General features: G+C 43.1%; 17 protein-coding genes. 9 read left to right on the forward strand and 8 right to left on the reverse strand.

Annotated features, from left to right (window positions below):
• Positions 1 to 319 precede the first annotated feature (319 nt).
• Entirely contained in the window at positions 320 to 931 is a 612-nt protein-coding gene (locus tag ALT761_RS12235; protein ID WP_129739043.1) for a BON domain-containing protein, read from the reverse strand.
• A gap of 294 nt (positions 932 to 1225) precedes the next feature.
• On the opposite strand from ALT761_RS12235, the gene ALT761_RS12240 reads away from it, so the two are divergent.
• Positions 1226 to 2212, forward strand: a complete 987-nt coding sequence (locus tag ALT761_RS12240) for an endonuclease/exonuclease/phosphatase family protein (RefSeq protein ID WP_129739045.1) — start codon at positions 1226 to 1228, stop codon at positions 2210 to 2212.
• Positions 2213 to 2266: 54 nt separating this feature from the next.
• On the opposite strand, the gene ALT761_RS12245 is transcribed toward ALT761_RS12240, so the two are convergent.
• From ALT761_RS12245 to ALT761_RS12255, 3 genes are all read right to left on the reverse strand, one after another.
• Positions 2267 to 2848: a hypothetical protein gene (locus ALT761_RS12245; protein ID WP_129739047.1), complete on the reverse strand. Its 582-nt coding sequence runs from the start codon at positions 2846 to 2848 to the stop codon at positions 2267 to 2269.
• Between the two features lie 85 nt (positions 2849 to 2933).
• Positions 2934 to 3524 carry a hypothetical protein gene (locus tag ALT761_RS12250; protein WP_129739049.1) on the reverse strand — a complete coding sequence of 197 codons (591 nt, stop codon included), beginning with the start codon at positions 3522 to 3524 and terminating at the stop codon, positions 2934 to 2936.
• Between the two features lie 214 nt (positions 3525 to 3738).
• Entirely contained in the window at positions 3739 to 3975 is a 237-nt protein-coding gene (locus tag ALT761_RS12255) for a hypothetical protein (RefSeq protein WP_129739051.1), read from the reverse strand.
• Between the two features lie 141 nt (positions 3976 to 4116).
• On the opposite strand from ALT761_RS12255, the gene ALT761_RS12260 reads away from it, so the two are divergent.
• From ALT761_RS12260 to ALT761_RS12300, 8 genes are all read left to right on the forward strand, one after another.
• Entirely contained in the window at positions 4117 to 5526 is a 1410-nt protein-coding gene (locus ALT761_RS12260; protein WP_129739053.1) for an ATP-binding protein, read from the forward strand.
• On the forward strand, positions 5526 to 6215 hold the full coding sequence (locus ALT761_RS12265; RefSeq protein ID WP_126873418.1) for a response regulator: 690 nt from the start codon (positions 5526 to 5528) through the stop codon (positions 6213 to 6215). Before ALT761_RS12260 ends, ALT761_RS12265 begins: the two co-directional genes overlap by 1 nt.
• A gap of 122 nt (positions 6216 to 6337) precedes the next feature.
• Positions 6338 to 7342, forward strand: coding sequence for a YHYH protein (locus tag ALT761_RS12270; RefSeq protein ID WP_129739055.1), 1005 nt, complete (start codon positions 6338 to 6340; stop codon positions 7340 to 7342).
• Entirely contained in the window at positions 7342 to 7737 is a 396-nt protein-coding gene (locus ALT761_RS12275) for a hypothetical protein (RefSeq protein ID WP_129739057.1), read from the forward strand. Before ALT761_RS12270 ends, ALT761_RS12275 begins: the two co-directional genes overlap by 1 nt.
• 270 nt (positions 7738 to 8007) lie before the next feature.
• Positions 8008 to 8910 carry a glycosyltransferase family 2 protein gene (locus ALT761_RS12280; RefSeq protein WP_129739059.1) on the forward strand — a complete coding sequence of 301 codons (903 nt, stop codon included), beginning with the start codon at positions 8008 to 8010 and terminating at the stop codon, positions 8908 to 8910.
• A gap of 31 nt (positions 8911 to 8941) precedes the next feature.
• Positions 8942 to 9607, forward strand: coding sequence for a guanitoxin biosynthesis heme-dependent pre-guanitoxin N-hydroxylase GntA (gene gntA, locus ALT761_RS12290; RefSeq protein WP_129739061.1), 666 nt, complete (start codon positions 8942 to 8944; stop codon positions 9605 to 9607).
• A 37-nt stretch (positions 9608 to 9644) separates the two neighbouring features.
• A complete protein-coding gene (locus ALT761_RS12295) occupies positions 9645 to 10232 on the forward strand; it encodes a DUF1989 domain-containing protein (RefSeq protein WP_129739063.1) in 588 nt (195 codons plus the stop codon).
• A gap of 231 nt (positions 10233 to 10463) precedes the next feature.
• Positions 10464 to 12596 (forward strand): response regulator, encoded by a 2133-nt coding sequence (locus ALT761_RS12300; protein WP_129739065.1) that lies wholly within the window; start codon positions 10464 to 10466, stop codon positions 12594 to 12596.
• Positions 12597 to 12716: 120 nt separating this feature from the next.
• Here the strand turns inward: ALT761_RS12300 and ALT761_RS12305 are convergent, their stop codons facing one another.
• The 4 genes from ALT761_RS12305 to ALT761_RS12320 form a co-directional block, all read right to left on the reverse strand.
• On the reverse strand, positions 12717 to 13676 hold the full coding sequence (locus ALT761_RS12305) for a WYL domain-containing protein (RefSeq protein ID WP_232043447.1): 960 nt from the start codon (positions 13674 to 13676) through the stop codon (positions 12717 to 12719).
• A gap of 209 nt (positions 13677 to 13885) precedes the next feature.
• Positions 13886 to 14473, reverse strand: coding sequence for a hypothetical protein (locus tag ALT761_RS12310; RefSeq protein WP_129739067.1), 588 nt, complete (start codon positions 14471 to 14473; stop codon positions 13886 to 13888).
• Between the two features lie 14 nt (positions 14474 to 14487).
• Positions 14488 to 18510, reverse strand: a complete 4023-nt coding sequence (locus ALT761_RS12315; protein WP_129739069.1) for an ExeM/NucH family extracellular endonuclease — start codon at positions 18508 to 18510, stop codon at positions 14488 to 14490.
• 347 nt (positions 18511 to 18857) lie between these two features.
• Entirely contained in the window at positions 18858 to 21428 is a 2571-nt protein-coding gene (locus ALT761_RS12320; RefSeq protein ID WP_129739071.1) for a M1 family metallopeptidase, read from the reverse strand.
• Positions 21429 to 21547 lie beyond the last annotated feature (119 nt).

Consider the following 21547-nt stretch of genomic DNA (forward strand, 5'->3'; position numbering starts at 1 on the left):
CTAAATGACTACTGCACGTTGTAACTTAAAAACTTAATTACAACTTGTATTGCACATTGTGTTCCAAATTTCTTACTGCTACCTGATTACCGCGAAGAGTATACGCATCAAGGGTTAGAAAGAAAATTCGTCAAAGGTTGTAAGACAAAAGTTGTAAACTGGATGGGAAAATACTACATGTTGCTGCGAAAAAACGGCATGTCGAAAAAAGCGCAAATGTCACTTCACAACTCGATATATCGCGTTATTATGGAATTCTAGGGTTTGTTAAACATTAAAAAAGGGGCCAATTGGCCCCTTTCGTCTCACTAATAACTGCTTAGTGTTTCATTGCTGTTTCAGTGATAACTTGCAAATTATCTTCAACATTTTTCACATCTGAAGCGTTTTTCGCTATTTCGACAGCAAGTTGACGCTCGGCGTCTGAGTCTACGTTACCCGTTAGTGTAACGTTACCGGCTTCAACATCTACATCAATGTCGAAACCAGAGATGTCGCTATCCATTAATAGGCGAGTTTTAATAACAGTAGCAATTTTGGCATCAGTAAGCGTGCCCGTTTGCTCATCATATTCGGATTCAGCATCATCTGACATGTCGCTTGCCATTTTATCCATGTCTTTCTCTTCAACAATAGAAAGCTGGTTGTCTACTGACACAACACCGTCGATATTTGAAACTAACTCTTCTGCTAATTTCTTATCAACTGAATGATCTACTTTACCTGTCAGAACAACGTTACCGTTGTTTACGTCTGTATTGATATCGAATGAATCAAGGTTGCCGTTGAATAGTAGTGTTGCTTCGGCTTTGCCGTCTATCCACGCATCCTTAGCGCCTTTTTCCCATTTGTTATCTGTCTCCATGTCACCAGCAAAAGCTGCAGTTGTCATCGAGGTCGCTACAAGTATAGAAAGTAATGTACGTTTCATAACAGTTCTCCTTTGTTGAAACTCACAATAGCTAATGCGAAACTCGAGCCAACGCAGCAACCGACTGATTTATAACAACTTAATTCACTTTCACTCTAATTATCACTTGTTAACATCTCTGCAAACTTTTCGACCTATGCGCATTTTTTACTTACATCTTGCCCAACCGGAACGAAAATTGAATATTCATTAACCAATATACTTATTATTAATCGAGCAATAGCCGAGTTTGTCTTGTTTAAAGAGTTCGCAAGCAAGACAGCAAAGCAAAAAACAACTTAGTCAGGAACGACAATGAATATTTTACTGAACACCATGGCGATATTGCTTATCGCTGCCACTTTAGCCCCTTCACTCCCGTCGAAGCATTGGTTGGTTAGGGTATGGGAATTTCCACGGCTACAGTTACTTGGCTTAATGGTGATAGTGTTGATTGCCCGAGGGGTTATGTACCCATCGGATTTCTCCGCTTTTAACACGCTTATCACCGCATTGCTTTATATTGGATTAATTGCCTGCGCGATTTACCAGGCTATTTGGATCTTGCCTTATACCTTCTTTTATAAAAAGGAAGTGGTTAAAGCATCTTCTCAAGATGCTGGTGAGAGTATTAGTATTTTATCTAGCAATGTCTTTATGCCCAATGAAGATTACGACAAGCTATTAAAGCATGTGCGTGACACCAATCCAGACTTCGTCGTTACTCTTGAATCTAACAAGCGCTGGGAAATAGCCCTATCGGCATTAAACGAAACTCATCCTCACCAGCAGCATTGCCCTTTGGAAAACCTGTATGGCATGCATCTTTACAGTAAATACCCACTGAAAACGGCCAAGCTCAACTATTTAGTAGAAGATGATGTGCCCTCCATGCTTGTCACTATCGATATGGAAGGACAAGATGTGACGCTTTACTTCCTTCATCCGAAGCCACCTAGCCCCACTGAGAACAAAACGGCTAGGCCCAGAGATGTCGAACTTACAATGGTAGGCCATGAAATAGCTAAAAAAGACGGGCCTATAATAGTAGCTGGAGACTTGAACGATGTAGCATGGTCGCCTACTACCAGAAAATTTAAGAAAATAAGCGGTATGCTTGACCCAAGAATAGGACGTGCATTTTTCAATACGTTTCACGCCCACTACCCACTAGTTAAATGGCCATTGGACCATGTGTTTCATTCGAGTCACTTTATGCTGGAAGACATTAGAAAACTGCCTGATATTGGCTCAGATCACTACCCGCTGCTAACGCGATTGAAGCTAAAGCCAAAAGCCTGAATGCAGAAAGTAAAAAGCCGCTATAAAGCGGCTTAATATTGAAAAGGCTTACAACTAGGTAGGCACACGACGTATTGGAACGGACCTAACTGCTTTTGTATTGTGATTTACGCACCACATTACGCTTTCGCATGCTTCTTCACGACGCTTAAAATGGGCAAGACCAATAAGTTTGTCTTCTCGCGGCCACACCGCTTGTTTCAAAATAGCGGTATCGGTTTCGCTAAGTGCGCTAGTATCTAAACTCATTTCAACCGCTTTTTTATTGGGTTTAATCAATGAAGGTTGCGCATCGGTAATAATACTTTTTTTGACGCACACGTATTCACGCAGAACAGGATCTCGTACCACACCTATATAGTCGTCATCGCAAATAATGGCTGGCCACCCTTCAGAAATTCGGCTTTGCCAGAACATTACGATTGTGAAGGCCACTAAAACAAACAGGGTTAAACCAATAAATTGACTATCTAAATCTGGTGCAACAGAAACAATTATTCCTACTAATGCAGCAAATAATATCCACCCACCAAATACCCTTCGCATGGCATTAGGTGAAATACCCGAAATAACACTAACTTGTTTTAACTGGCTTTTTTCATAGTTGCGAAGTTCAACTACCGATTCAGAGTTCACAACTCTCTCCACTTGATTTTTACTCACTTTATATAGATATGATTACGCTCACAAGTGAACCATAGTTTATTATACTAATTAAGATTTACGCCGACTTAGGAAGTTCCGTAGACAATTGACATATTTCAAAATGCATCGAGTCTGCAAGGTTATCTTGCTGACGACGTAATTTTGTCAAGATCACAGACGGCTCTGGCTCTCCAAAAAAGAACCATTCAGCAAAGCGCTTTCCAAGCCCCCCACTCCGTAACTGATAAACATGCACTACATAGCGGTAGCCATTTACGTAAGCATCTTGATAAGCACGGCTTTCATCTACTGACGTCAAACCGCCTCTTGGGTGAATAGCAAAGCTTTTCACCCCCGCGCCTCGTTTTGTTAAAAACGATATTCCCGCTTCAGTTACACGCTTAATCGCGGCCTGTTTAAGTGTCTCTAGCGAAATATGCAAGTAAGGCACATCAATTTTACCGAACAACCGACATGCATTCGGGCATCCTGGCGCTAGCCCCACAGAAAAAGCCGTGTGGTCACGTCCTTCCCAAGGGCGGATCCATACGTAAGGGCTAACGTGAACATAAAGTTCAATACCATCACACTGGACGCTAAATACGTCTGGAACCTCTGAATTTCTGGCGTTTACTAGTTCGTTAAGGCGCTCGTCACTGTATTGCATACTAGGCCTCCAATAAAATATTTTAAGCCAATGCGCTGTGAAAAAACTTACTAACGGGGCGCGCTAAAAATACTTGGCTTAATGATTGACTAGTATGCCATATTTGGTATTTTTTTGTTAGAGCGTTCTGTAATAACAAAGCAGAAACTGACGGTGTATTGTTACACTGCCAGTTTACGTTTTTGGATGGGTATGGAAATGATAAAGCGGGGAATTAGCGCTGTTCGCGATGATTTTCAGGAACCGCTACCAGTTGCTCCTCAACCATCTCACAGGTACCTTCCACGCTGTCACCGCGGCGGGTTTCAAATGAGACCGAATCTCCCTCAGATTTATCTTCACATGCTTCAATAGCTTCAGGTGGCGGTCCATTCGGACGGCCCTGTTGGGCAAATGCACTTAAACTTCCAGTAATAAGTGTGGCAACGACTACAAGTTTTAACAATTTCATGACTTTTCCTAAGAAGATTAACTAACTCACATTCAGCATACGCGTTAATTGTGCAGATACAGTGTAGAGAACATGTAGAAGTAAGGGAATAAAAGCAGAAACAATTGTGAGCAACGCACAAGGATAGATATACTCAGCAGAATGAAACTATCCCATAAATTACTTGTTATTCTTGTCGGCTTTACCTGTGTGTCTTTGTCGCTTTCATTAGCACTTGCACGATGGAGTTTCGAGCAAGGCTTCAATGAATTCATTCAAAATCAGGAACGAGAGCGCCTGATGAGTTTAAGTCGCGTGCTTATTACACAATACCGCAGCAATAATAACAGTTGGGATAACATTCAAATAGAGAGTGTAGCGCCTACTGGCATGCCTCATCGACGCCCTGGAATGCGACCTCGACCTGGTGGCTTCCCTCCCCCTAGACATCAAATTGAAGATGTATCTGCCGGTCCGCCTACATTACTCATTAATGCGTCTGGGGACGTCGTATCGGGGCAAGCGTCGTATGAAGACGAAAACGAACGAAATGAAGTAAGCGTAAAGCTCGAATTTAATGGCCAGATCATAGGTCGGCTTATCAGTTACCCGCCTAAGACACCAGATTCTGATGTGGCTCGCGCTTTTTCTGAACAACAGCTGCAAGCCATTATCCTTATAGGCCTTTTGTCGCTTATCGCCTCGCTTATACTGGCATTAGGCGTTACGCCGCGCATGCTAAGCCCTTTTAAGGCTATATTACAAAGCGTAAAAGGCCTAACTGCACATCAGTATAAAACCACCTTGCCAGAAAACCGTCCTGATGAATTTGGCGAGCTGATGCGGCATATAAACACATTAGGAAATACCCTTGAAGCGCATAAAAATACCAAAAGCCAGTGGCTAGCAGATATCTCTCACGAACTTCGTACACCTCTCACCATTTTGTCTGGCGAAATTGAACTGATAAAAGCAGGGATTCGACCTCTTGACCAAAAACAACTGGCGTCGTTTGACCAAGAGGTCTCACGCTTGTCTTTATTGGTTGAAGATTTATATCAATTATCACTATCTGATATTGGCGGGCTTTCTTATCATTTCTCGTCAGTGGATTTGAGCCAAGTAATCTTGCAACAAAGCGAAAGCCTTGCGCATATTTTTGATACAAAAGGGCTTACCTTCACCTTTACCTGCCCACCAAACATCACCATTAACGCCGACCACCAGCGCTTGAAACAGCTTATGCTTAACCTGCTGGTTAACGCATGTGAGTATACCGATGCGCCAGGTACCGTGGAGTTGGTGGTTTCAGATCAACCTTCATTTATCGTTATTATTGTTCAAGACTCAGCGCCAAGCATTGCGAAAGAAAATGCAGCGGCATTATTTGAACCTTTGTTTAGAGAAGATGCCTCACGTAGGCGTCGAACACAAGGTGCTGGCCTAGGCTTATCAATTAGTAAACAAATTATTGAGGCCCATGGTGGCAAAATTAGCGCGTCAGTTTCGTCCCTCGGCGGCGTTAAAATTACGGCAGAATTGCCCAAATATTTCACTACGGATAATAACTAATGACACCGCACAAACATGTACTCATTGTTGAAGATGAAGATAAAATTGCGCAAATTTTAGTTGAATTTCTTGCCTTGGAAGGATTCACATCTACCGTGTTAAATGAAGGCACACACGTGGTTGATACGGTAAAAAAGGAAGCTCCGTCGGCCATTATTTTAGATAGAATGCTGCCCGGTGTGGACGGACTCACCATTTGCAAATCGCTACGTAGTTTTTCTATGGTACCCATAATCATGTTGACCGCCCGAGTCGATGAAATAGACCGACTTATTGGTTTAGAAGCAGGTGCTGATGACTATGTTTGTAAACCTTTTTCAGCACGTGAAGTCGTAGCACGGATACAAGCGGTTTTGCGGCGAACCACGCAACAAACCCAAACTGAGTTGTCATCAGAAAAGCTTACTTTTCGCCATATTGAATTGGATATGTCTCGGTTTGAATGTGCTGTGGATGGCAACATTATTGAGCTTACACCGGTAGAATTCCGGTTATTGAAAACAATGATGACAAAACCTGGCGTAGTCTATTCCCGCGACCAGCTTATGGAGCTTGGCTATGAAGATGGCAGAGTGGTAAGTAACCGCACCATCGACAGCCATATGAAAAATCTTCGCCACAAATTAGCGACGGCAGAACACATCAGCCCTATTCACGCGGTATATGGCATTGGCTACAAAGTACAGTAGCCTGTGATACATCTTCATTAAAGCCCCTTCGAACCTGCACAGAAACTGCACATTTTAGCGATAGTCTTGGAATTGGTATTTCAATAGACATTCAAATCTAAAAAACAGTTCTGAGGCCACATATGAAGACGTCATTCTACGCACTACTCATGCTCGTGCTACTGGGCACATCAGCATGCTCTGATAGCGATAATTCCGACAGCACTTCCACGACACAGGATAGTGATACGTCCTCTGGTTCAGATAGCGATAGCGACACAGACAGTAACATTGTTGGTCCAAACCCTGACTACTTTCTAGCTGCGGGTTTGGCCGAAACAATTACCACTACCTCTTGTACGCTTACAGATGGAACCACCACCGATTGCTACAAGGTTGTTATCAACGGTGCTCCTGCAAATACAGACATAGGGCCTTTCTGCCCGTCCACTATTACTGACGATGCCACCCAAGGCGGTATATGGTTTGACGGAAGTGGCGAGGTATATCAGCTGGAAGGGCAATTCTTTGTGGACGTAAAAACTCTTTATGGCGATGACTGGGAATTATACGATGAAGATACTGGCGAAATTTTCGTTACAAATACTCAGGTAGCCTGTGAAGCGGCAGCCCGTCCTGACGTAGCCGAAGAATATCAAAATCACTGTGTAGAGTGCTCAATTAGCTACTATGACGGTGGTATGCAACAAACCATTTTAATTCCAGTCACGCCAGTCCCTTTATCAAACCCCGAGTCTATTGGTGCTGACTTGGGCGTTTCATTAAACGGTGTAGTGATAGCAGGCCCTGCCCCCGTCTCTCAAATATTAGCCGCGAACACCATTGCAGCGTTTGACGATTGTGGTGGCCACGTGAACCCCGCTGAAGGCTATCATTATCACGCATCCTTAGGCTGTAGCGAAGTGGTAACCAGTATTGATGATCATGCCAATCTCATGGGATATGCCCTTGATGGCTTCGGCATCTACGGCATGTTAAATGCCAATGGAGAAGAAGACTATGATCTTGATGAGTGTAGAGGCCATGAAGACGATACAAGAGGCTACCATTATCATGCAGCAAGTGCGGCGGAAAACATGTTTATAGGCTGCTATCAAGGTGCACAAGGCAGTATAGAGGTAAATTAATGACGTCTGTAGGTGTAAAATCATTCAAGTCACTACCCGGAACATTACCTTTACTCTCATCGGTAACGTTACTAGCAATGGCATGCTCGACGACAGTTTTGGCCCACAGCGGTCATATTCACAACGAAGCATTTGAAGCCTGCGAAACAAAAACTAAGGGCGAGGCATGCAGTTACCTTGTAGCCAACACGCAGCGTTATAAAGGAAGCTGCCAAGTTTTTAATTTAAAGACCTTGTGTGTTCGAAGTGAGCCCATCGAATATTTACAAACAGTACCAGATGAAATTGAGATTGAAGTTAAAACAGACCAGGTAACTACACACCAGATAACTATAGACCAATTAGGCACTGTGAAAACCAGTAATGTTAATGCAGCTAACATCCCCTCTCAGTAACCATTAAACCCTTTCCCAAATGGGGCATTCGCCCCCATTTTTACACTGTGAAATAGATTCACACTAAGTGAATTCTTTGCAAGCCTAAACACTGGCATCCTCCACTAAAAAAAATAATATCCAAACTTTTCAATATATTAGACTAAGGTCTAATTATTGCTAAGTTACCTGCAAGTAAGCATTACAGATAAGACAGTTAATGCGACGTTTGATAACAATGACAGTAGTTAAGCTATCAAACACTCACCAAAGGGAAATTAGGAGGTTCACATGCATTCACCCGTCAGCGTTGTCACGATAGTAAAAAGTCGTACAGAAAAACTCTGCAGGCTTATAGAGCAGCTTGAGTCATGTAACCCACTCCCCGATGAGCTTGTCATCGTTTGGATGTGTTCTCCTTCAACGCTTTCATTAGCGAAAAGTGAGAAGTTTAATATCGTACATAAGTTTGTGGCTAACGGGGCATTACCGATTGCTAGAGCACGCAATCGCGGCTTACAAGAAGCTAAAAGTAATCTTTTAGCTTACCTAAATGTTGATGCCATCGTAGATAAAAACTTCATCGCCAAGGGGATGAGCGCATGGTGTCCAGGTTCAGTGGTATTTACCAAAGTGACATTCGTTCCAGAGTCACAATGGACCTTTCCCCACGACACCTTATGCCATATTAAAAGCCAAGAATTACCAGACGAAGATAATAACGAAATTCCGTCAAGACAACAGGAAGATGATCATGGAAAGTTTAGTGACGATAGCATTTGTTCTACAGTGTTTTTTATTAGCAAGACAGATTTTAAGAAAACCGGCGGTTTCGATGAAGGTTACGACGGCTTCGGACTAAATGACGAAGACTTTTTTACCAATTGCCGTTCACTGGGTTTTTCATTAAACCAAATCGAATTGCAGACTTTTGCGCCAGAGCGCCCCAATTACCGCTGCCCTATTAATCACCTTCTAGATTTTGTCAGAAACGCCGAGCGTTACCACGCAAAATGGGGCGTTAACCCTTGTATCGATGTGCTAAATGCATACGCAGAAGCCGGTTATATTAATGAAGATTTTGAAACCGCCGGTATTCATGTTTTGCAATTGCCAAAGCGCGAAAAAACGCCTTCTGAAAACGAAATGTCTTCGCAGGAGCACGATACAGCGTTGATTAAGCAATCGGCTTAAAAATCGTGGGAAGACTGTTCAAGGAGTGAGTATGTCGATTTTAAAACCTGATTTAGAGCAAAAAGTATCAGCTTTTATCAACCAAGCCGATTACCCCTGTGTGGGAGCCAAAACTGCGTTAAATAAGGGTAAAATCACTGTAAAGCAGTACGATAATTTTCGATGCGACACGAATGACACCGACATCTTGACGGACATCTACGACTTCATTCATCGCTTTGAGCTTGATAAAGATATGTATTCCTCGCTGGTACTTACTTTTGAACAACCAGAAATTTTGAGTGAGGTTGTTTTTGATAAATTGATGTGGCGCAAGCTTCAGCAACTTCATGACATCGACACCTGTATGCACGACTGGGATAACCAAGTAGACGAAAATCCACATAGCCCTAACTTTAGTTTTAGTTTGGGCGGAAAAGCGTTTTTCATCATTGGACTCCACCCCGGTGCGAAGCGAAAAAGCAGACGCTTTGAGCGCCCCTCGCTAGTGTTCAACCTTCACGAGCAATTCGAACTACTTCGCGAACAGGGAAAATTTGAAGATTTAAGAGACCACATTCGTCAGCAAGACGAAGTCTTCTGTGGTTCAAAAAATACCTTGTTGCAAAATCATGGTGAGCAATCAGAAGCATATCAGTACAGTGGAAAGCAGCAACCTAAGCGTTGGCAGTGTCCTTTTCATGCAAGTCAAAACTAATCTACATTAATTCAAATAGAGAAATAAAGAGGCAGCAATGCGACAAACCATTCAACCAAGAAGCGGCACAGCATTCACTATTAATAAAGGTGAGCGGCTAAAAGTTATTGACCCTGAAGGGGAACAAGTTGCCGATTTATATGCTTTTAACGCCCACGATAAAAATGAGTTTATGTCGTCAGGCCGTTCGCTAGATTATAACGAAAGCACCCACTTTAAATCAGGATGTAAGCTTTACTCCAACGAAAGTCAGGTGATGTTTGAAATCATTGAAGATACGGTGGCAGAACACGATTTTCTTTTAACCCCTTGCAGTGTGGATACCTTCAAACACTTTTATCCCAGTGAAACACCGGTACCTGGATGCCATGGCAACTTAGTGGCCGCATTCGCTGAGTTCGATATTCCTGCACATCATATTGGGACTACATTCAATACCTTTATGAACGTGGACGTAAGCTCTGAGGGAAAAATTGCCGTGCTACCGCCTACGAGTAAAGCCGGTGACTACACTATTTTTGAAGCAAAAATGGACATGATTGTTGGTCTTACCGCATGCTCTGCGGGCGAATCGAATAACTTTCGCTATAAACCAATTCAATTTGAAATTTTGCCCGCTTTATAAGCAAAATTTGAGACCGTTAAACTTGCTCTCGTTGAGAGCAAGTTCGCCCTATCATCACTTTAAATCCGTTTTACCCTCTATTTTCAACATTGCTCCCTCCATTCAATATAGTGCGCTTCTCATCAACTTTTTCTAAATTTAAAAAAAGCTTAGCATTTAGTCCTTTAGGAAAATTGCGTAAATGCTTGGTATCAATTATCTTTTAGGTACTCTAAGAAAAACATTATTTTTATGTCCATTCGCATACGGTACACGCTAGCGCTGCTTCTCATTGCCTGTCTTGTCACGGCATCTGTATTTACAATGCGAACAATGCTGAACAATCAGCGTCTTGATGCAGAAATTATCAATATTGCGGGGCAGCAGCGAATGCTCTCTCAACGCATTGCCCTTCTCGTACAAAAAATAAATGCCTGTGGTGAAGACAGCGCATCGTCTACCGACATCCTTGAAGCGGCCATCAAGACCTTTTCAAGTAATCATCAAAAACTTATCTCTTTGCCTTCTTTACCAGACTCTATCTCTAATATGTATTTCGGTACTAGCCAGCTTGATGCAAAGGTTAATCAATATATTGCACAAGCAAGGGCACTTGTGAAATCCCCCCAATGTTCGTCCTCAATTGTTATTACTATAGAACAAGCCACCAGGCTGCTAAAGCAACTTAATAGTGTGGTTTATATGTTCGAGCTAGAGGCGAAAAGTAATGTTGATGCGGTCTCCTCTCTTGAGTTCTATTTGTGGCTTGCCACTATATTCTTGCTAGGGGTTGAAGCTTTTTTCATTTTCGCGCCTATGGATAGAAAAATAAAAAAGACAATACAGCACCTATATAAAGCCTCCGAAAAAGCAGAAACAGAAGCGCAAAAGGCCCAGGAAGCCAATAGAGCTAAGTCTGAATTTCTATCAAGTATGAGTCACGAGTTACGTACCCCAATGAATGGGCTGTTTGGCATGATTGAGCTCGCGATGGATAACCCAAGTAAGAGTGAATATTACTTAAGAAAGGCCAAAACCGCTGGACGGCAATTGCTTACCCTTATTAACGATATTCTCGATTTATCAAAAATTGAGGCAGGAAAAATTGTCGTTGAAAAAGGTCCTGTCGACTTGCTCCAACTGCTTGATGAGGTGGTATCTATACAGCGTATTTATTGCCAGAACAAAGGCTTAGATTTTCATTATAACAAACAACAAACGCTAGCGCCTATTATTCAAGGTGACATCACCCGTATTGCACAAATCTTACATAACCTATTGAGTAACGCCATTAAGTTCACCGAGTCAGGTAGCGTAACCTTATCGGTTAGTCAGGCTGTCACGGCGAGTAGTAATACCTTGCTGTTTTCGGTTAAAGATACCGGTATTGGTATTGATTCTGATAAATTGTCGACTATCTTTCAAAAGTTTGAGCAAGCAGATCAGTCAACTACCCGCCATTATGGGGGAACAGGACTAGGGCTTAGCATCGCCAAAGAATTAGCGCAATTAATGGACGGTGATATTTTAGCTAGCTCCACCAAAGGGGCGGGAAGTGAATTTACTCTAACGCTTCCGGTGGTTGAAGAGTCTTTGCCCGTTATCGAGGTTAAAACCGACGCCACATTGCAATGCGCTATTGTGGACGACTTACTGACAAGTCGAGAATACCTAGAACACGTGGTTGCCGCCATGTCGCTTATTCCAACGTCGTACTCAAGCGCAAAGCACTTTTTAGACGATACGCCCCATAATTACGATGTTATTATTCTCGATTTGGCGATGCCAGAGATGAGTGGCGTTGATTTGCTACGAGAATTAGTAAAATTAGATATATCACCGTTTCCAAAAATCATTTTGATTTCAGCAGAACTTGAACTATTAGACTGTGAACAAGCCATAAAAGACGTTATATGGCGATCACATGCAAAGCCGATCATCCGCAAAGACTTAGAAATCGATTTACAAAATCTAGTGTCTAAAGCCAGCAAGCCAGCCGGCTTCCCTATTAAAGCAGCGCCTAGATTGCGCATTCTTATTGCAGAAGACAATGACATTAACGCAGAAATTGTAAAAGCAATGCTTGAAGGCGAAGGTTATAAAATTGTACATGTAAAAGATGGTGAGCAAGCCGTTGCAGCCTGTGCCAAGCACTTGTTCGACTTCATATTGATGGACTGCAACATGCCCGTAATGGACGGTATTATGGCCGCTAGCATCATTCGAAACGAATTAAAGATAAACACCCCTATCGCAGCACTTACTGCCAATGCTTTCCCTGAAGATAAAGAAGAATGTTTAAATGCTGGCATGAATGACTTTCTTACCAAGCCATTAAATAAGGAGTTGCTGCTCTCTAGGATTAAGCAGCTTACTGAACGATAATTTAAAGAACCAGTCCGGGAAACCAGTAACGAAACCAGTATCAAGCATTCAAATAACCCCGTTTACATCCACGAGAACCAGCCCAAGCAACTCAAATAAAGGCAGGGCCGTAAAGTCACATTACTCGTAGCGTTTTTCCTCGCCAATATACCCAGGCGCAATGGCAAGGTTATCGGTGTTTTCCAGTGTTTCTTGATTACGTAACCATAGCTGGTACTCACCCGTTCGCAGGCTAGCATGTTTAGTACAATCTACATTCCACCGGCGCAGTAAGTAGCCTGCCATAGCAGCGCGCACTTCAAGATGAAGTACCCCCTCCTCCATACCGTAATCAAGCTCAATGGCAGTCGGATGGTTTATGTTCTTCGGATGCGGCACAACTTCCAAAGCTATTTTTCGCTGCCACGCTTCATCAGCAAGGCTTTGTTCGCTTAATGCAGGATCGGCCTTTAGTGTCACTTTACTAATGCGGGTTAACACGAAATCTCTGAAGCTTCCGGTTTTTCTATCAAAGGCGCGTACGTGCCAACGCTGACCATTATCCACAATACTGTGAGGCACCAATTCACGGGCTCCTGAGCCACTTGAAAGCGACGTATAAATAACACTAACTGCTTTGTTATTAACAATAGCTTGCACTAGTTTCGCCACTACATAAATATCAGGTACATTTAGCGACGACGCACTTTCTACAGGAAAATGAATATCACCGATGGCATCGAAGCCATCAGAAATATCGTTCGCTAACTTCACCAAGGTTCTTCGAGGGTCGTGCTCGAACAAAGGCACGAACGAATCGGTTTGAAAATAACGCTTTTCTCTGGCGTCATACGTAAGGTTATTTGGGGCTAACACTTTGTATAGGCTGAAATCTCGAGAGCCTGCGGACAAGCCCACTTCGAAACGACCTATAAGATCTTGGCGATAAATCGCCCCTTTAAACAACAAACAAAAATCGATATAAGCCAACCGCTGACGCTGAGCAAAGCTGACGGTATCAAGACTTGCGTTTTCTGAAGGTGAAGCATCCCTAAGGCCGAATTCTCGTCCTTCATTACCTAGCATTTGGGTGGCAGACATATCATTTCCATTTAACTGTACTTTTAACCAGTGTGGTTCATTTTGAGCGCACTGTAAATAGAAATTTTTTCGTATTTTTTTGTTATTGTCTTCACAAGAAACCTTAACTGATTTAGCGAGTATCAAATATAAAAAACCCAGCAGATGCTGGGTTTTTATTAACATGCTTAGTAATAAGCGTGTTGAGTTACATTGCTACGATATCTCGATTAGCGACGAGCCTTAACCCGCGATACCGCCATACCGAAGCAAGCAAGTAATGCTAGAACACCAGTACTTGGTGCTGGAACCGAGGTCGCTTCAACAGAAAACGCAGTTGAGGCCGTTGATACCGGCGCGCCTACAAATGAACCAAACTCAGTAACACTAGCCGTAAGACCGAAAAGCGCATCTGAAACACTGCTCAACGCGGTGAACTCAAGCGAGAAAAGTTCGAAAGACGTTAGTCCAGCCTGAAGAGAAAACAGGGTAGAAGTGAACCCAGCAGACTGTATAGAATACGTACCAGACCCTACTGGGAAAAGGCCACTCAAAGCCCCTGCCCCCAATTTATCACCAAACATAATCGAACCAACGTTGTATTCTAGGCTTGTAGCATCTGCCATCAATGACATAACAAAACCACTAATGATTGGTTGAGCCAAATTGCTACCTTGTAATTCGACTATATCAATCCAAACATTAGCAGTGACGGTGTCACCCACATTGTAAGACGTTTGGTCGGTACTGATGTTAATAACCGCCGCTTGCGCACTAAAACCAACTAATGCAAATAAACCAATAATAAATTTTTTCATTTTTTAATTCCTACTTATTCTACTGCACAACCAGCGCGGGTACACATGGTCATCAAGGCATTAAGGTCAAAGAAATTAACCATGCCATCATTATTAAAATCATTCGCCAAATCGCTCGCGCCACCTGATAAGAACAAGCCGTAGAACGCCATAATGTCGTTGTAATCTACGTCATTGTCACCATCAAAATCGCCAGGTTGACCCGCATCTGGGAAGTTAAGCACTACCAATACTGGGTCGTGATCTGAAGAGCGATATGCATCAGCGCCGTAATAATCAGTGATTTGCGCGTCAGTTTTATACTCTTCGTTGTAATCAAATACACGAGGCTCATCTGCGTTAATGTGCCATACCGTCGCATCAACCACATATTCAGTTAAGCTAGGACTAGATAATGCGTGGTCTAGGTAACCTAGTTCGCCGCCAAATGTGTATGAGTATGCCGAGTCGCCACCAAAGGTGTTAACTAGGTTGGTATAGCCAGCACTTTCAAGGGCCAAAATAGGCTCTTCTGCTGCATACGCGTTTAAGTCACCCATAATTAACAAGCGGTCAGATAAGGTATCGCTATTGTTTTCTACAATGGCAACCAAACCGTTTGCTGCATCGGTACGCAATGCGTTCCAACAACCTTGGCCATCACCTGAATCGGCATTATCACCGGTAGCACTTGAACAACTTCCTTTCGATTTAAAGTGGTTTACGGCAAGGGTGAATGCTTCACCGTTGGCGTTCACTGTAAATGATTGAAGCAGTGGCTGACGGTTACCATAGTCAAACGGTGACTCAGACGAGGTAACGGCGTTACCAAATGGTGTGACTACTGCAGGCTTGTAAATCATGCCTACTGCAATTTCGTCGGTACCTAATGCTTCACTGATTGACACATAGCTATAAACATCACCGCCCATTTCAGCATTAACCGCTGCGGTTAACGTTGCGATAGCAGAGTCTTCACCGTGACCATCATTTTCAACTTCTACAAGACCAACAACATCTGCGTCCATTGCTGCTAGTGCTGCAACAATTTTCGCTTCTTGGCGAACCAATTCGAATTCATTGGTAGCACCACGAGAGGTTGGGAAGTCTGGTCCATTGAAATAGTTAAGTACGTTAAAGCTAGCCACTTTTACATCGCCGGTTAAGCCGATTAACGGGTAAGCCGTACGTGCATTGGTGCGAACTAATTCTAAGTCCATTACCGGTAGCAATTGATACTCGCTGAACGAGAAATGCATTACACCTGTGAGGTTTTCAACTGTATCGCCTAAACGTAGAGGGTTAGCATGCGTTAGCCCGCCCACAGGGAATGGGATACCATCTAGGTTTTGGCTATTTGAAGCATCATCTACCAACAATGTATTGAGGGCATTTTGTTCCGCTAAAGCTATCGCTTCAGCTGTGCCAGCAGGATATTGGTTAGTTGGGATCATCACCCGCTCAGAGCCCACGTTAAACTGTCCGTAACGACCTAAGTTATATACGTCATTGACCAGCAACGATTGGGTAAAGGTAATTTGCATACCTTCATAGGCTTCAAGGTTGGTACCTGTGTTAAATGGCATACTAAGTTCGGTATATAGAATACTTCCACCTGCGCCTAGCACTTCAACAGCACCTGATAATACAAACTCTGTTAAGTCGTTGTATTCAACCACATCACCTTGCAATCTCACTAGGTCGCCTACCGCAGGGTAAGTATCAAGCGAGGTGGCATATACGAACACACCTTCAGATGTCGCGTCGTTGCCATCTGAATCAGCCGCTTCCTCTTGAACAAAGAAACCAGACAAGTCTTCCGCTACTTTGGTCACTACCGCTTCAATGATTACGGTAGTATCAGCAAGTGGTGAAGCATCACCTTCGCCCTGCAGTTCACTGATAAGCACCAACTCAACTGTTGGGTCTACCGGATCTACTGGGTCGACAGGGTCTGTCGGATCAGTTGGGTCCGTCGGATCGGTTGGGTCAGTTGGGTCGACCACACTGCCATTATGCGAACCAAAATAATCGTAAGTGTTTTGGCTGTAGCTATCCCACTCACTGTCTGGGTCAAAAGCAGCGTTACGTGTTGCATTACCTTCAGTAATTGAAGCTTTACGCACCAGGGTTACATCTTTACCCCAGTTGGTTTTTACGCCAAACGTACCAACAGCATCAATGGTGACATCACCGTAACTTAGCTCGATGTAATCGTCACCGTTGAAGTTCATTACAAAGCTACTTAACGTAGAGCCTGTAGTCAGCGCATCTTCAGCGCTAGCATGACTAAAGGTAGCCACGGCACCAGAGGCTAACGTGCCGCTAAGTTCCAATACTTTCTCGTCACCTACGCTGGTAGCGCCATTTGAAAGTAGTTTAAGCTTATAGTTACTTAAATCTACTGCCTCAGTTGAACCATTGTAAATTTCTACCGCTTTGTTAAAGCTGCTGCCTTCAATGTATTCAGAAATGAAAACGGCGTGGCCTGAACCTGTACTTCCGTCAGTGGTATCATCACCTGAGTCACCAGAATCTTCTCCCGTATCACCGCCATCTGAATCGCCAGCGTCTGTACCATCACAACTTGCATTGAATATTAGTGAAGCAAGCTCAGGCTTGTCGATAAATGGGTTACGGTTACCTTGGAATTCAAATACTTTGCTGTTTCTTTCGAGTTCGAATTCGTCAACAGGGTCGCTTTCATGCCATTGTAAAAGAACACAAAGTTTGCCGTGGGCAGCTTCGTCAGTGCTGGTCAAACGGTCAACCAATACCAAGTCTTCTTCCGACTCGCTGCTGTCACTGCCATCGTAACGTACGTCCATGTAGAACATAGCGCGTGCTACATCACCCTTCACTGAGTCGCGAGGTTCAAAAGAGTCACTATCAATGCTGTTTGCTGGCGCTTCAGATAGTGCACCATCACTGAAATCAAAATCTAGATTGCCGCGAGAACCGTTTACCGAAATATCGGTAGGACGTAGGTGATGAATATCTGAATATGCGGCTAAGCTGCTACTAGAGAAACCGTGACTGTTAGCCCATACATGTTCTCTGTTCCAATTGTCTTGGTTACTGCTTTGCGTGCCGCTACCGTTACTGAATTTAGCTAACGATGTTCCCATGTAGAACAACACGACATTGTCTGGGTTGGCAGGGTCTTGATCGGTGTCAGTTAGGGCCGTCCATGCTTCTGAATAAGAAAGCTGATGGTGATCGAGTGAGATAATATTCTGCGCCAGCGCTTTAAGTGTTTCAGCGCTTTCATTATTCGTTATTGCTGTATCAAGCTGCGCATAATAATCAGCTTCAACATAGTCGCTGGGCAATTTAACCGCGGTTAAATCAGGGCAGTTAAAGCAGGTTTCGGTTAAGGTACGAAGTGTGTCTTCAGATGTTTCGCCATCATCGCCGCCTTCACCCTCTCCTTCAGAGCCGGTTGAACCTGATAAAACAACGCTGTTTACAAAGTGGGATTCTGTCCCAGCATTGTTCTTCATAGCTAGTTTTATTTGAACCGTGCTTGCATCAGGAATAGCAGAATTAACGGTTACACTAGTATAATCATCTACAAGAGTATGGCTGTCTGTACCTAAGTCGTTGGTGACTAGAACGAACTCTCCACCATCAACGGAATACATTACGTCAAAGTAATCAGCAGCTTCTTGCGTACCACTTTCTGATACTTCGACATCAAGCTGCAAGTCAGTTAAGCCATTTACGACAATAACCTCAGACACCCACACGGCATCGCCATCTACGTCGCGAGCACTTAGTTGGCCGCCATCGACCTTAAACCAGTCAGTAACCGCACTTAAATCAGTGTCTGTTACATCAATACTCCAGCGTGATACGCCATCCATATCAATAGTAACAGTATCTCCTCCAACCGCTCCTTTGCCATCTAATGTGGCTGCGTCGAAGTTTTCTTCCCAAATTACATCTGATAAAGCGTTAAAAGAAAGTGGCAGCGTTAACACACTACCCAATATTAATTTCACGCACAAAGCTGACTTACTCAACTTCGCTCGCCCTTGCCTACCCAGTTCCGCCATGTTGTTATCGTCCACTTTTTTTTAGGAACGTATAAAATTATATACTTGCGTATACACAGCAAGAACTTGTGCAAAATAATATCATATTTTTATTTACATATTAAAATCATAAACTTACGCCGTTTAAATAAGTTTATTTTTTGTTTAACTCAAGTGTACTTTGGTACAGGTAAAACTAAGTGTGTAAATTTTGTGCAAATACTTAGGTCGTCATAAAACTGAAGCTTACCGCCTTCTTTTATGACAATTTGAGGTCGAAAATAAAAAAGAGGCTGCCGGATGGCAGCCTCTTGCGTTGAGTCACAGTAACACTGTTGATTTATATAGATATTAATTAATTCTTATGTTTAGTTTCCATATTTGGCTAAGAATTTATTAAAGTCTTCTTGATATGTCGCTTTTAAGCGCAAGCATTGGTTCGACTCATCCAACATAATGTCGAAACTACGCGCCATACCTTCATGCTTATCTTTGATTGGCGTGTAAAACGCTTTAGCCATATCTAAGTTTTCGGCACTACAGGTAGTAGATACAAATTCAGGCATACGAGATATATGGTAATCAGGCATCTTTGCAATCAAGGCATCAAGGTTCTTGTCTAACCATTTATACAATGCAGTTTTGAGCTCTAAATTACGCGATACTCTTACCAACATGTAAAGCGTGTTGGCTGGCGTAATATCATCGGTTAATGCTAAATCTAGCATTTTGTTTGCCGTGGCTTCATCAGTGTAGCGCATGGAATAAAGCAAGGTACGTTTAACATTGGGTAGTTGCGCTTCTTTGAATGCAGCCACCAACGTATCGTAGAGATCATCTTCAGTATACTTCGTGGTGATACCTATCGCGGTGCCAGCAATACCCGCAGGAACTGCACTGCTATCTTTAATATATTGCTTGGCTATCAATTCACTCTTTTTAATCAGTGCTTCGTTGTTTGCTCTGTTTCCGAGCAGGCTATAAAGCTGATTACGTAGGCTAATAACACTCTCCGCTTCGCCACTAGTTTGCTCAAGGGTAAGCTCATTTAATAAAGGTAAGTACTCTTGGTTCAACAACGCAGCATAGTTCGCTCTATTGTCGTCGTTAATTAAGTAGTCAAACTCACCCAAAACGCCTACCGCGGCACGTTTAACGACAGGGTCGTTGTCTTTCGCCAATGCGGTTAATACTGGCATTATGCTATCAATACTTACCTTGCCCGCGTTAAGTAATGCTTGCATGTTATACAACACATTTTTCTTTTCGCGGTTATTAAGCACTTTTAAATCGCTAAGTAAGTTAGCAAGTTGCTTACTTGTAATTGCCCAGCGGAAATAGCCTGTTGCGTTGTCGTTAGGGAAAACCCAGTCAGCTTCAGCAAGTTGAGGCAATGTGGTTTTGGCTTTATCGATAAACACCACTTCTTGCTTTATCTTGCCATTTACTTTGTAAGTAAGTTTAAGTGGAACAGCCCAAGTTTGTGCTTCTACGGTTGCGCCTGCGTAATGAAAACGTTCCTGCGTAATCGTGCCGTTACCGTCTATAGAAATAAGAGGGTAAGCAGGCTGTTCTAAATAGGCTTTCATCATGGCACTTAAATTAATGTCTGATACACCATCAAGAGCAGCCCATAAGTCGTCAGCAACCGTATTGCCCCATGCATGGGTATTCATATAGTTACGTACACCTTCACGGAACTTTTCGGTGCCAATTAACGACTCTATCATTTGCAAAATAGACTCGCCTTTTGAGTAGTTAAGCCCCAAGCCATCCATTACATCAGGCTGGGTACGAACCACTTTTTTCACCGGTTTAACGGTAGGGCTAGCATCGGCACCGAACGCAGATTCTTGCACGATACGATCGGCAAAATTAAGTTCTGGGTAAAGCTCCATCATGGTGTAGCTGGCAGCCCACGAGGCAAACGCTTCGTTTAGCCATAAATCGTCCCACCATGCCATGGTAACTAAGTTACCAAACCATTGGTGTGCCAATTCATGTGCAATAACGTTAAGCGGGCCTTTACGTTCTGTTAAACCAGGCTCATCTTCTAATAATAATAAGCTGTCGCGATAAGTAATTAGCCCTACGTTTTCCATCGCACCGTGCGTAAAGTTAGGCACTGCAACAAAATCGAGTTTTTTGAAAGGGTATTTAATATCGAAAAAGTCTTCTAGCGTAGCTAAAATTTCAGGGGTATGTTTCACCACAAATTTTGTTTTATCTGCATAGCCTTTAGGCACGTAGATTTTACCAGGTACCGACAAGCCTTCTAACTCTGCGCTATCGAACGGCCCTACGGTATAAGCAATTAAGTAGGTTGGCATAGGTTTGGTTTTTTCAAACTTAACCGTTTGCATGCCTTCGCTAACATCGCGGCTTTCAACCGGCGTATTCGATACCACCACTTGTTTTTCAGGCGCTGTGATTGTCATTTGGTACGCTATTTTAAATGCAGGTTCGTCGAAGCTAGGAAATGCTTTGCGTGCATGCATATCTTCAAACTGCGTAAATAGGTAGTTTGATTCTTCAAAACGAGATAAATACATACCATCAGATGAGGTATTCACCTTGCCTTCGAAGTCGATTACGAGGGTATATTTGCCTGGTGCAATGTCAGCCTCTGCCATACCCCAATTAATATTGTAATCACCCTCTTCAACATTAAGTGCTATCACGCGCTCGTTTTGAATAAGCTCGGCATGCGTGATCGAAAGGTCTTGCTGATAAAAGCCTACCTTTTTGGTTACCGTATTAACGGTGACGTTGATACGAGTAGAACCCGAGTAGTGTGGTGCGTCGGGATCTAGGTTTAAATGAATGTCTTGAAAGGTTGGCGTTACGGAAGATGGTAAGCGGTATTCAACATCTTTTGCTAACACTTGAGTCGTTAGCAGTGCCAAAACACAACTAAACAACGTTATGATTCGTCTCATATATTATAATTCCATGTAGAAAGGGAACTGAGTTCCTGAAGCCGGAGCATTGCCCCATGTATAATCTCGTGGGAGCATAATCAGGTTTGTCGAGGCACGCAACCTGACTAGTCGCAAAT

This window comes from Alteromonas sp. 76-1 (assembly GCF_900654235.1).
Lineage (GTDB): Bacteria > Pseudomonadota > Gammaproteobacteria > Enterobacterales > Alteromonadaceae > Alteromonas > Alteromonas naphthalenivorans.

Excerpts from the sequence above, each read along its gene's own strand:
- ALT761_RS12235 (WP_129739043.1), bottom strand. The coding sequence starts at position 931 with ATGAAACGTACATTACTTTCTATACTTGTAGCGACCTCGATGACAACT.
- ALT761_RS12240 (WP_129739045.1), top strand. The coding sequence starts at position 1,226 with ATGAATATTTTACTGAACACCATGGCGATATTGCTTATCGCTGCCACT.
- ALT761_RS12250 (WP_129739049.1), bottom strand. The coding sequence starts at position 3,524 with ATGCAATACAGTGACGAGCGCCTTAACGAACTAGTAAACGCCAGAAAT.
- ALT761_RS12255 (WP_129739051.1), bottom strand. The coding sequence starts at position 3,975 with ATGAAATTGTTAAAACTTGTAGTCGTTGCCACACTTATTACTGGAAGT.
- ALT761_RS12260 (WP_129739053.1), top strand. The coding sequence starts at position 4,117 with ATGAAACTATCCCATAAATTACTTGTTATTCTTGTCGGCTTTACCTGT.
- ALT761_RS12265 (WP_126873418.1), top strand. The coding sequence starts at position 5,526 with ATGACACCGCACAAACATGTACTCATTGTTGAAGATGAAGATAAAATT.
- ALT761_RS12270 (WP_129739055.1), top strand. The coding sequence starts at position 6,338 with ATGAAGACGTCATTCTACGCACTACTCATGCTCGTGCTACTGGGCACA.
- ALT761_RS12275 (WP_129739057.1), top strand. The coding sequence starts at position 7,342 with ATGACGTCTGTAGGTGTAAAATCATTCAAGTCACTACCCGGAACATTA.
- ALT761_RS12280 (WP_129739059.1), top strand. The coding sequence starts at position 8,008 with ATGCATTCACCCGTCAGCGTTGTCACGATAGTAAAAAGTCGTACAGAA.
- gntA (WP_129739061.1), top strand. The coding sequence starts at position 8,942 with ATGTCGATTTTAAAACCTGATTTAGAGCAAAAAGTATCAGCTTTTATC.
- ALT761_RS12295 (WP_129739063.1), top strand. The coding sequence starts at position 9,645 with ATGCGACAAACCATTCAACCAAGAAGCGGCACAGCATTCACTATTAAT.
- ALT761_RS12300 (WP_129739065.1), top strand. The coding sequence starts at position 10,464 with ATGTCCATTCGCATACGGTACACGCTAGCGCTGCTTCTCATTGCCTGT.
- ALT761_RS12305 (WP_232043447.1), bottom strand. The coding sequence starts at position 13,676 with ATGTCTGCCACCCAAATGCTAGGTAATGAAGGACGAGAATTCGGCCTT.
- ALT761_RS12310 (WP_129739067.1), bottom strand. The coding sequence starts at position 14,473 with ATGAAAAAATTTATTATTGGTTTATTTGCATTAGTTGGTTTTAGTGCG.
- ALT761_RS12315 (WP_129739069.1), bottom strand. The coding sequence starts at position 18,510 with ATGGCGGAACTGGGTAGGCAAGGGCGAGCGAAGTTGAGTAAGTCAGCT.
- ALT761_RS12320 (WP_129739071.1), bottom strand. The coding sequence starts at position 21,428 with ATGAGACGAATCATAACGTTGTTTAGTTGTGTTTTGGCACTGCTAACG.